Source organism: Pseudomonas protegens (genome assembly GCF_003732485.1).
GTDB classification, from domain to species: domain Bacteria; phylum Pseudomonadota; class Gammaproteobacteria; order Pseudomonadales; family Pseudomonadaceae; genus Aquipseudomonas; species Aquipseudomonas protegens_B.
The window spans coordinates 283,819-291,559 of record NZ_MOAK01000073.1 but is presented as its reverse complement, the minus strand read 5'-3'; the positions used below and the strand labels follow the sequence as shown (position 1 = coordinate 291,559).

Below are 7,741 nucleotides of genomic sequence, written 5' to 3'. Positions count from 1 at the left end.
TGCCCACTTCCACCACTTCGATCAGCTTGGTCGGGTTGCTGTCCAGGTCCACCATGTTGCCGGCTTCCTTGGCCGCCTGGGTGCCGCTGTTCATGGCCACCGCCACGTCGGCCTGGGCCAGGGCCGGGGCGTCGTTGGTACCGTCGCCGGTCATGGCCACCAGCTTGCCCTTGGCCTGGTAGTCGCGGATCAGTTGCAGCTTGTCCTCGGGCCGCGCTTCGGCGAGGAAATCGTCGACCCCGGCTTCCACGGCGATGGCCGCCGCGGTCAGGCGGTTGTCGCCGGTGATCATCACGGTCTTGATGCCCATGCGCCGCAGCTCGGCGAAGCGCTCCTTGATCCCGCCCTTGACCACGTCCTTGAGCTCCACCACGCCCAGGGCCTGGGCGCCTTCACTGACCACCAGCGGCGTACTGCCACGGCGCGAGACTTCATCGACCTTGGCCTGCAAGGCCGGCGGGAAGCTGCCGCCCTGGGCCTCGATATGCCGGCGGATGGCATCGGCCGCGCCCTTGCGGATGCTCCGGCCCTCGGGCAGGTCGACCCCGCTCATGCGGGTCTGGGCGGTGAACTGCACGAAGCTGGCGCCCAGGGCGTGAAGGTCGCGCCCACGGATGTCGAACAGTTGCTTGGCCAGCACCACTATGCTCCGGCCTTCCGGGGTTTCGTCCGCCAGGGAAGCCAGTTGCGCGGCTTGCGCCAGTTCGCTGTCCTTGATCCCCGGCGCCGGCAGGAAGGCGCTGGCCTGGCGGTTGCCCAGGGTGATGGTGCCGGTCTTGTCCAGCAGCAGCACGTCCACGTCCCCCGCCGCTTCCACGGCGCGGCCGGAGGTGGCAATGACATTGGCCGACATCATCCGGCTCATGCCCGCCACACCGATGGCCGAGAGCAGGCCACCGATGGTGGTGGGGATCAGGCACACCAGCAGCGCCACCATCACCGTGGCGCTGATCACGCTGCCGGTGCCGCTCATGGCCACGGCGAAGATCGAATACGGGCTCAGGGTCACGATCACCAGCAGGAACAGCAGGGTCAGGCCCACCAGGAGAATGGTCAGGGCCACCTCGTTGGGAGTCTTCTGGCGCTTGGCCGACTCCACCATGGAGATCATGCGGTCCAGGAACGACTCGCCGGGGTTGACGCTGATGCGCACCACCAGCCAGTCCGACAGCACCCGGGTGCCGCCGGTGACCGAGGAGAAATCGCCCCCGGCCTCACGGATCACCGGCGCCGATTCACCGGTGATGGCGCTTTCGTCCACCGTGGCCACGCCTTCGATGACCTCGCCGTCCAGGGGCACCAGGTCGCCGGCCTCGATCAGCACCACCATGTCCTTGCGCAGTTCGCTGGCGGCCATGGGCAACCAGGCGGCGCCATGCCGGGGCTGTTGCAGCAGCTTGGCCAGGGTCTGGCGCTTCATGCCCTTGAGGCTCGCCGCCTGGGCCCGGCTGCGGCCCTCGGCCAGGGCTTCGGCAAAGTTGGCAAACAGCACGGTGAACCACAGCCACAGGGTGATGCTGAGGATAAAGCCGCTGGGGGCCTCACCCTCGCCGCCCAGGGACTGGAACCACAGCAGGGTGGTGAGAAGGCTGCCCAGGTAGACCACGAACATCACCGGGTTCTTCCACTGCGCCTGGGGCAGCAGTTTCTTCACGGCATCCAGGCACGCGGTGAGCACTAGCCCACGGTCGAACAACGCTATACGAGGGTTGCTACTCATGATCGACGTCTCTTACTCACTGGCCGCAACGGGCGAGGAATGCAGGGGCGCTTGGGCATCCAGCGCCAGGTTGAGTTGCAGCACATTGACCCGGGGCTCGCCCAGCAGGCCGAAGGTGCGGCTTTCGCTGTGGTCCTGCAGTAGCGCCTGCAGATCGGCCAGCGGCAGGTTGCGCAGGCGGGCCACCCGGTTCAATTGCAGTTGGGCGTTGGCCAGGGAAATGTGCGGGTCCAGGCCGGAAGCCGAGGCGGTCACCGCGTCCACCGGTACCGGCATGTCCGCCGCCAGGCCGTTGAGCTGGCGATAGGCGCTGACCCGCGCGGCCACGCTGTCCACCAGCTTCTGGCTGGTGGGGCCCAGGTTGCTGGCACCGCTGGCCCCGGCGTTGTAAGGCTGGGGCACGCTCTTGCTCGGGTCCAGCGGATCGCTGCCCAGGGTCATGCTCGGCCGGCCCTGGAAATACTCCGGGCGACTGAAGGACTGACCGATCAGTGCCGAGCCCACCACCAACCCGTCACGCTGCACCAGGCTGCCCTGGGCCTGAAACGGGAACAGCAGGTTGGCCAGCACGGTGGTCGCCAGCGGATAGGCCAGCCCGGTCAGCAGCATGAAGAACACCGCCGCCACCAGCACCGGGCGCAACAGGCCCTTGAACAGCACCGCAGTGGTGCCTTGGGTTTGCATTTGCGTCGTCATCACAACCCCTTACTTGTAAGTCTGGCCGGCCAGCAACTGCAGTTGCTCCACCAGCGGGCCGAGCGCGAGGGCCGGCAGGAAAGTCAGGCCACCAACCACCAGCACCACGAACACCACCAGGAACATGAACAGCGGCGTGGCAGTGGGAATGGTGCCGGCACCGGCCGGGATGTTCTTTTTCGCCGCCAGCGAACCGGCCACGGCCAGCATCGGCAGCATGGTGAAGAAACGCCCCATGAGCATCGCCAGACCGATGGTGGTGTTGAAGAACGGCGTGTTGGCGTTCAGCCCGGCAAACGCCGAACCGTTGTTGGCGGTGCCCGAGGCGTAGGCGTAGAGCACCTCGCTGAAGCCATGGGGGCCGAGGTTGTTGAGGCTGTTCAGGGTGTCGGGCCACAGCGCTGCCAGGGCGGTGAAGCCGAGGATGCAGATCGGGTGGGCGAGCACCGAGAGCATCACCAGCTTGATCTCCCGGGCCTCGATCTTCTTGCCGAGGAATTCCGGGCTGCGGCCGATCATCATGCCCACCAGGAACACCGTCAGCAGGGCGTACTGGATCAGGTTGATAAAGCCCACGCCATCACCGCCGAACACGCAGTTGAGCATCATCTGCGCCAGGGGCACGAAGCCACCCATAGGGGTCAGCGAGTCATGCATGGCGTTCACCGAACCGGTGGTGGCGCCGGTGGTGGTGGTGACGAACAGCGCGGTGTCGGCGATGCCGAAGCGCAGCTCCTTGCCTTCCATGTTGCCGCCGCTCTGGGTTGCCGACAGTTGCTGGTCGGCACCGACCTGGGTCAGCAGCGGATTACCGCCCTGCTCCGCGGTGAAGACAATGGCCAGGAAGCCGACGAACATCACCAGGAAGGTGCCGAAGAACACCCAGCCCTGACGCCGACGCAGCAGCATGCTGCCGAAGGCGTAGGTCAGCGCCGAAGGGATCAGCAACATGCTGAGGATGTGCAGGACGTTGGTCAGCGGGGTCGGGTTCTCGAACGGGTGGGCGGCGTTCATGCTGAAGAAGCCGCCACCGTTGGTGCCGATGTGCTTGATCGACTCGAAGCTGGCCACGGCGCCGACGATCAGTTGCTGCTGGGCGCCTTCCAAGGTGGTGGCCAGGGCCTGGGAGTTGAGGGTCTGGGGCATGCCCTGCCAGACATAGACCAGGGCCATGACCAGGCACAGCGGCAGCATCACCCGGTACAGGGTGCGGGTGAAGTCGACCCAGTAGTTGCCGATATCCGCCGAGCTGGAACGGCTCAGGCCGCGAATGAAGCCGGCCGCGGCGACAACACCTGCGGTAGCGCCGACGAACATCAGGAAGGTGATCACCGCCATCTGGCTGAAGTTCGACAGGCTGCTTTCACCTGAGTACGCCTGCCAGTTGGTGTTGGTGATAAAGGACGCGGCGGTGTTGAACGCCAGGTCCGGGGTCTGCGCCGCCAGCCCCAGGGGGTTGAGGGGCATGACGGTTTGCAGGCGCAGCACCAGGTAGCCCAGGAGCATCATCGCCGCGTTGGACAGCAACAGCGCCGAGCCATAGCGGGCCCAGCCCATGGTTTCGCCGGGGTCGATCCCCAGCAGGCGGTAGGTGGCCCGCTCGGGCAAGGCGTGGCCGCGGCCGCTGAAGACCCGGGCCAGCCATTTGCCCATGAGTACGGCGAGCCCAGTCATTACCCCGAGGATCACCGCGTATTCCAGCACAGTACTCAACATGTCGATGCTCCGTTCAAATCTTGCCCATGGCGACGATGACCAGGGCCGTCAGTACAAAGAACCCCAGGGACAGGCCCACGAAGATCAGGTCGTACATGGCTGGTTTCCTTTCTCGAGAATGCCCGGACGGGCGAATGAAAATGCCGGGGTAGCGCTGGGTGCGGTCATCAGAATTTCTCGGCACGGATCAGCGCGTAACCCAGGTAGACAAACAGCAGCACGGCGCAAAAACCGCTGGCGCCGTAGATGAATTCCAGTGTCAGCAAGGCTTTTCCCCTTAATCCCTTGAGGCGGCGCCGCAACCGCAGACAGCGGCCCGGGGCGCAACCGGTCAGGCACCCGGCAATGGGCACCGGCAGGGAGTCGGGAACGAGCCGTCCGCCGCTCTCCTCTGCGCCACGCAGGTTAGGTGAGGGCGTATCAAGGTCGGACACTGATTGCGGGGGGCGGTGTTAAGACGGCGTATAGATTGCGGCCAAGGCAGGGAGAATCGGGGGCCGGCCAGCGCCCCCGAGGGAATCATTCACTTTTGAGCGGTAGCCAGATCTCCACCACACCGCTACCGGTATCAGGGTTGAAATCGGCACTGTAGCGCTCGAATTCCGGGGCATCGGCCGCCTCGCGACCGGACTGGGGCAGCCAGGTCTTCCAGATGTAGTCGAAGGTCTTTGGCAAGTCCTGCAAAGAACCGTCGTGCTCGAACACCGCATAGTTCTGCGGCTGCACCTCGATCCAGCGATAGCGCTCGGGCAGGTCGTCAAGCTTGCTGATCTCGACCCCGGCCAGGTATTCGAAGCTGCCCTGGCCATCGGGGTTGCAACAGATGCCGTAGGTCACCTCGCCCACTTGCCCCGGCACCTTGCCGATGTGGGGGATGAAGCGCTGCCAGAGCTGGCCGATGTCCTGGCCGGAGCCAGGGGTAAACCGCTCGCTGAAGCCGGCGATCAGCAGAAAACGCTCTCTTTCGAAGCGCGGTTCTGGACCCGCGCCCTGTTTTTGCTCATCCATGAATGCCACTCCTGCCGCAGAAAAGATGGGTACGGCAACAAGTATAGAAGCCAATCGCCAGGGCCAGGATCAGAGCGCCGGAAGGTCGACCACCCCGGCGCCGACGATGAACTCCTGGTAACCGGATAGGATCACGTAAACCGCGAAATAGCAGAAGATCGCTGCAGATGCCAGGTAGGAGTAGCGCAACAGCTTGTCCCCCAGCAACTTGCCGCCCTGGGTCGCGGCCAGGCACAGGCCCATGGTCCAGACCAGCCCGGCGCAAAAGAATCCGGCCAGGAACAACCCGGAGTCGGCAATCGTGCCGCCACCGGATCGGGCAATCAGGGTGCCTCCCACGGCGGCAAACCAGAGGATCGCGCTGGGGGAAGACATGGCCAGGAAGATCCCGCGCAAGAACTCCCTGCGTGGCGAACCGCGGTCCGCCTCCCCGGCCGTGGCCAGTGTCGCGCTGTGATGAATGGCGGCATAAATCATCTTCGCCGCGAAATACACCAGCAGCGCCGAACCGCCGATCCACAACACCCAGCGCACACTTTCGTACTGCAGCAGCACGGTCATTCCGGCCAGGGCCAGCAGTGCGTAGATCAGGTCACCGACGCAGGTCCCAAGGCCCAGGCAAAAGCCCTGGAAATAGCCGCGCTGCATGGCCAGGGTGATCATCGCAATATTGGCCACGCCGATGTCCAGGCACAGCGAAAGGCTCAGTAAAAAGCCGCTGGTAAACTCCATCATTCTTCCCGTTTGACGCTGTTGTTCGAAGAGCTGCCGAGCGGCGTCAGAACCGCCCGAACGGATCAGGCAGAAGCCGATCGCCGTCCTTGCAGGCAAAAAGCGTGCACGTTATAGCGGCAAACCCGACAGCCCGGCAAACCGCCCGGAGCGCAAAATAATTTTCCGCACCTCTGGACAAGCCCGCGACAGCGCCTTTATCGTCTGCCCCGCAGGCCACCGCAGTGGCCAACGTCGCTCGGACGGTTCCGGGCGCTTACGTCTTTTCGAGGCAACAATGGCCGAACAAGGTTCGCCGCGCCGCTTTGCGCGCATCGATCGTCTCCCCCCTTACGTTTTCAATATCACTGCCGAGCTGAAGATGGCTGCGCGTCGGCGCGGCGAAGACATCATCGACTTGAGCATGGGTAACCCCGACGGCGCGACTCCGCCGCACATCGTCGAAAAACTGGTCACCGTTGCCCAGCGTGAGGACACCCACGGCTACTCCACCTCCAAAGGCATTCCACGGCTGCGCCGGGCGATTTCCCGTTGGTACAAGGATCGCTACGAGGTCGATATCGACCCGGAAAGCGAAGCCATCGTCACCATCGGTTCCAAGGAAGGCCTGGCGCACCTGATGCTCGCCACCCTGGACCAGGGCGACACGGTGCTGGTGCCCAACCCCAGCTACCCGATCCACATCTACGGCGCGGTGATCGCCGGCGCCCAGGTGCGCTCGGTGCCGCTGGTGCCCGGGGTGGACTTCTTCGCCGAACTGGAGCGGGCCATTCGCGGTTCGATCCCCAAGCCGAAAATGATGATCCTCGGCTTCCCCTCCAACCCCACCGCCCAGTGCGTGGAGCTGGATTTCTTCGAACGGGTGATCGCCCTGGCCAAGCAGTACGACGTGCTGGTGATCCACGACCTGGCCTACGCCGACATCGTCTACGACGGCTGGAAAGCCCCGTCGATCATGCAAGTGCCCGGGGCCAAGGACATCGCGGTGGAGTTCTTCACCCTGTCCAAGAGCTACAACATGGCCGGCTGGCGTATCGGCTTCATGGTCGGCAACCCGGAGCTGGTCAGCGCCCTGGCGCGGATCAAGAGCTACCACGACTACGGCACCTTCACCCCGCTGCAGGTAGCAGCTATCGCGGCACTGGAAGGCGACCAACAGTGCGTACGGGACATTGCCGAGCAGTACCGGCAACGGCGCAACGTACTGGTCAAGGGCCTGCATGAGCTGGGCTGGATGGTGGAGAACCCCAAGGCCTCGATGTATGTCTGGGCCAAGATTCCCGAGGCCTACGCGCACCTGGGCTCCCTGGAGTTCGCCAAGAAGCTGCTGGCCGAAGCCAAGGTCTGCGTGTCCCCGGGGGTGGGTTTCGGTGAATACGGCGACGATCATGTGCGCTTTGCGTTGATCGAGAACCAGGACCGGATTCGCCAGGCGGTGCGCGGTATTCGCGGCATGTTCCGCGCTGACGGGCTGGTGCAGAAAAGCTGAGATGCTTTCAGCCACAAAAAAACCGCAGTGATGCGGTTTTTTTGTGGCCGTGCTGCCGGTTTTTCGCGGGCAAGCCCGCTCCTACAGGCGAAGCTCTTAAACCACCAGCGACAACAGCAGGATAAAGATCAGCCCCACCACCGAGAGGATGGTTTCCATCGCCGTCCAGGTCTTGAAGGTCTCGGCCACGGTCATGTTGAAGTACTGCTTCACCAGCCAGAACCCGGCGTCGTTGACGTGGGACAGGATCAGCGAGCCGGCGCCGGTGGCCAGCACCAGCAGTTCGCGGTTGACCCCGGGGATCATCCCCACCACCGGCACCACGATGCCTGCGCCCGTGATGGTCGCCACGGTGGCCGAACCGGTGGCGATACGAATCA

Annotated in this window: 9 protein-coding genes; 1 reads left to right on the top strand and 8 read right to left on the bottom strand. The window is 64.4% G+C overall.

Annotation, left to right across the window (positions count from 1 at the left end):
- The 7 genes from kdpB to BLX41_RS19510 form a co-directional block, all read right to left on the bottom strand.
- The coding region (gene kdpB / locus BLX41_RS19535; RefSeq protein WP_259745016.1) for a potassium-transporting ATPase subunit KdpB at window positions 1-1,720 on the bottom strand (1,720 nt) is incomplete at its 3' end.
- A gap of 12 nt (window positions 1,721-1,732) precedes the next feature.
- Window positions 1,733-2,416: a K(+)-transporting ATPase subunit C gene (gene kdpC, locus BLX41_RS19530; protein ID WP_123726208.1), complete on the bottom strand. Its 684-nt coding sequence runs from the start codon at window positions 2,414-2,416 to the stop codon at window positions 1,733-1,735.
- Window positions 2,417-2,425: 9 nt separating this feature from the next.
- Entirely contained in the window at window positions 2,426-4,132 is a 1,707-nt protein-coding gene (kdpA, locus tag BLX41_RS19525; protein ID WP_123726207.1) for a potassium-transporting ATPase subunit KdpA, read from the bottom strand.
- A 13-nt stretch (window positions 4,133-4,145) separates the two neighbouring features.
- Window positions 4,146-4,316: a hypothetical protein gene (locus tag BLX41_RS33770; protein ID WP_162884082.1), complete on the bottom strand. Its 171-nt coding sequence runs from the start codon at window positions 4,314-4,316 to the stop codon at window positions 4,146-4,148.
- Complete coding sequence (kdpF, locus tag BLX41_RS19520; protein ID WP_016968152.1) at window positions 4,300-4,398, bottom strand: K(+)-transporting ATPase subunit F; 99 nt, start codon at window positions 4,396-4,398, stop codon at window positions 4,300-4,302. The genes BLX41_RS33770 and kdpF overlap by 17 nt, the downstream gene beginning before the upstream one ends.
- A gap of 253 nt (window positions 4,399-4,651) precedes the next feature.
- Window positions 4,652-5,140: a GyrI-like domain-containing protein gene (locus BLX41_RS19515; RefSeq protein WP_123726206.1), complete on the bottom strand. Its 489-nt coding sequence runs from the start codon at window positions 5,138-5,140 to the stop codon at window positions 4,652-4,654.
- 69 nt (window positions 5,141-5,209) lie between these two features.
- Window positions 5,210-5,872, bottom strand: coding sequence for a LysE family translocator (locus BLX41_RS19510; RefSeq protein WP_123726205.1), 663 nt, complete (start codon window positions 5,870-5,872; stop codon window positions 5,210-5,212).
- A 277-nt stretch (window positions 5,873-6,149) separates the two neighbouring features.
- Here BLX41_RS19510 and alaC point away from each other — a divergent pair, with 277 nt between their 5' ends.
- A complete protein-coding gene (alaC, locus tag BLX41_RS19505; protein ID WP_123726204.1) occupies window positions 6,150-7,361 on the top strand; it encodes an alanine transaminase in 1,212 nt (403 codons plus the stop codon).
- Window positions 7,362-7,457: 96 nt separating this feature from the next.
- On the opposite strand, the gene BLX41_RS19500 is transcribed toward alaC, so the two are convergent.
- Window positions 7,458-7,741: GntP family permease (locus tag BLX41_RS19500; protein WP_221179217.1), on the bottom strand; the 284-nt coding region annotated here is incomplete at its 5' end.

Coding starts and splice junctions, on each gene's coding strand:
- kdpC (WP_123726208.1), bottom strand. CDS start 2,416: ATGACGACGCAAATGCAAACCCAAGGCACCACTGCGGTGCTGTTCAAG.
- BLX41_RS19515 (WP_123726206.1), bottom strand. CDS start 5,140: ATGGATGAGCAAAAACAGGGCGCGGGTCCAGAACCGCGCTTCGAAAGA.
- kdpA (WP_123726207.1), bottom strand. CDS start 4,132: ATGTTGAGTACTGTGCTGGAATACGCGGTGATCCTCGGGGTAATGACT.
- alaC (WP_123726204.1), top strand. CDS start 6,150: ATGGCCGAACAAGGTTCGCCGCGCCGCTTTGCGCGCATCGATCGTCTC.
- BLX41_RS19510 (WP_123726205.1), bottom strand. CDS start 5,872: ATGGAGTTTACCAGCGGCTTTTTACTGAGCCTTTCGCTGTGCCTGGAC.